The sequence below is a fragment of the Acidovorax sp. genome (assembly GCF_046339755.1).
In the GTDB taxonomy this organism is placed as follows: domain Bacteria; phylum Pseudomonadota; class Gammaproteobacteria; order Burkholderiales; family Burkholderiaceae_C; genus Acidovorax.
The window spans coordinates 1-2,694 of sequence record NZ_JBKDTZ010000167.1; the positions used below are offsets into that span (position 1 = coordinate 1).

Annotated in this window: 3 protein-coding genes; 2 read left to right on the forward strand and 1 reads right to left on the reverse strand. The window is 62.0% G+C overall.

Translation table 11 applies throughout. The features are described from left to right. Window positions 1–83: 83 nt before the first annotated feature. Window positions 84–791 (reverse strand): IS6 family transposase, encoded by a 708-nt coding sequence (locus ACK59X_RS13940; RefSeq protein ID WP_409957938.1) that lies wholly within the window; start codon window positions 789–791, stop codon window positions 84–86. A 201-nt stretch (window positions 792–992) separates the two neighbouring features. Here ACK59X_RS13940 and ACK59X_RS13945 point away from each other — a divergent pair, with 201 nt between their 5' ends. Both ACK59X_RS13945 and ACK59X_RS13950 read left to right on the forward strand, forming a co-directional pair. Further along, the gene (locus tag ACK59X_RS13945) at window positions 993–2,027 is read left to right on the forward strand and encodes an IS630 family transposase (RefSeq protein WP_409957934.1); all 1,035 of its coding nucleotides are present in this window, start codon (window positions 993–995) and stop codon (window positions 2,025–2,027) included. A 221-nt stretch (window positions 2,028–2,248) separates the two neighbouring features. Then, window positions 2,249–2,694: hypothetical protein (locus ACK59X_RS13950; RefSeq protein WP_409957936.1), on the forward strand; the 446-nt coding region annotated here is incomplete at its 3' end.

Sequence of the window (2,694 nt, forward strand, 5' to 3'; positions counted from 1 at the left end):
CCGGTGCTGGCCAAGGTGTTTCGCCGGGCTCTGGTGCAAACTGGGGAGCGGGCGGAGCCTTCTCAGGCCGATGGCATGGCCGATCAGGCCGAAAGCACGGCGTTCCAAATCCCGGGCGCACTTTGGCCATGAACACGCAAACCTCCCAAGGCGAACTGCCCCTTACGGATGCGATGTATCAGCTCGATGCCAGCGATCGTGGTGGCGGCGTTGGCCAGACTCTTGAAGCCCAGCATGGGTCCCAGGCGCGCCTTCACGTTTCGATGGTCAGCCTCAATACGGTTGTTCAGGTACTTCGACGAACGCAGCCGCGTTCGCTTCCAACGTTGATCCTCACCAGGTAACTCGCGCACTGCGCGATGCGAGGCGGCGTAGCCGTCCAGCGTGATCGATTCCGGGGCCCGGCCCTGTGTGCGCAACGCTTTGCGAAAGAACGCCTTGGCCGCACGTACATCGCGATGCTCGCTGAGCCGGAAGTCCACCGTGTGGCCATCGCGGTCAACGGCGCGGTACAGATACACCCATCGGCCACGCAACTTGACATAGGTTTCGTCGGCTCGCCACGAACGTCCCGCCGGTCGAGCAAAGCGGTTCCAGCGCTTCACAAATTCCGGCGCGAAGCGCTGCACCCAACGCAGGATCGTTGTGTGCGCGATGTGCACCCCGCGCTCGGCCATCATTTCCACCAGGTCGCGCAAGCTCAGCTTGAAACGCAAGTACCAGCGCACGCACAAGATGATGATCTCGCGCTCATAGTGCCTCCCCTTGAACAGATCCGTTGTCGCCTTCATGCCGCCCATGCTACCGGCGTCAACCACGTTTGCACCAGAGCCGTTTGCTCCACCAGCCCCAGGCTGCGCGAAACCGTCGCCATGCTCTGCCCCGATTGCACAAGCCGCACCGCCTTCTGCTTGTACGCCAGCGTATAGCGCGACCTATTGATTCGGAAGAATTTAACTTGAATTTTTTTATTGCGTCATCATCTGATGGTGATGGAAGCAACCGACATGAGAAAGCTGTCGCGCGATGCGCGGCATGAGCGGCGCGTGCAGGTCATCCGACTTCGCAATGCGGGCCAGACCTACGAGCAGATTGCTCAACAAACTGGGCTGAGCCGCACCGGCGTCTTTGACATCTGCAAGCGTCATGAGCAGGCCGGGGCGAAAGCCTTGCGCGATGCGCCCCACGGGCGAAAGCGTGGCGACGGTCGCCTGCTGGACGCGACGCAAGAGGCCCTGATCCAGAAGCTCATTGCGGACAAGACCCCGGACCAGTTGAAGATGCCCTATGCGCTGTGGACGCGAGCGGCCGTGGCAGAACTGATTGAACATCGCCTTGGCATTCGCCTGCCTGTGCGCACGATGGGCCTGTACTTGGCACGCTGGGGCTTCACGCCGCAAAAGCCCATGAAAAAGGCGTACGAGCAGTCGCCTGCTGCAGTCAAGAAGTGGCTCGAGGAGGACTACCCGGTGATTGCCACCCGCGCCAAGGCGGAAGGTGCCGAGATCCACTGGGGCGACGAGAGCGGTCTGCGCAGCGACGACGTGCGTGGGCGTGGCTTTGCGCCCAAGGGCCAGACGCCGGTGATCCGGGTCAACAACAAGCGTCATGGCCTGTCGGTGATCTCCACCGTCACCAACAAGGGACAGATGCGCTGGAGCATCTTCGACGGTGCTCTCAACACGAACATCCTGATCGACTTCCTGCGCCGACTGATCAAGGGGGCGACCAAGAAGATTTACCTGATCCTGGACAACCTGAGGGTGCATCACGCCAAGCCGGTCAAGGCCTGGCTGGCTGACCACGCCGAGGCGATTGAGGTGTTCTACCTGCCCAGCTACAGCCCGGAGCTCAACCCCGATGAGATGGCCAATGCGGACATCAAGCAAGCGGTCACGAAGCTGGCACCGGCACGCACGAAGCTGCAACTGGTCAAGGCCACGGCGCACCACCTGCGCAGCGTGCAGCGTCAACCTGAGCGGATTCGCAAATACTTCGAGCATGGTCCGGTTCGTTATGCCGCTTGATTCAAGTTCAATGATGCCGGATCAATAATCTCGCGTTTGACCGAAAAAACAAGCGGCTGTGGCGCAGGCATGTACCCCGCCACGGCAGCAGGAGTGGGGGAGGGAGGATGAAAGCCATCACCGCGGTATTGCACCGTCTGGATGCCGCCTGGGCCAACGCCTGGGGCCAGGACCGTGTGCTTCGCCTGGCCACGGAGGCACCTTGGCCGGAGGTGCGCGCCATGCATTTGCGCAGCCAGCACCGGACCGTCCCGTTCGTGTTGTTCGTCAACCTCGCGTTTGCCATTTTGACGGCCGGCATCTTCACCAACGCCGCCGGCTGGGCATTCATGGTGGCCTGGATCACGGCGCAGATTGGGTGGACGCTGTACGTCTGGTCCGTCTGGTGGCCTCGTCAACGCCGCTCCTATCTGCTGGCCACCCCCTGGGCCTTGACGCGCGTGCTGATGGGAGCGGCGGCGGTGTCCGTGTTGTGGTCCATCGCGATCTGGGTGTGGTTCAGCCACGCCGATGTCGACGGCCGCCATTTCATGGTGGCCATCGTGGTGGGCAACCTGTGTGTGGGCACGTTGGCCATGTCTTCCATTGCATCCGGGGTCGTGGCTTATGTGATGCCGCAGGTGCTGGCGACTGCGGTGTCGCTGGTGGTTCACCCACGCAGCTACGT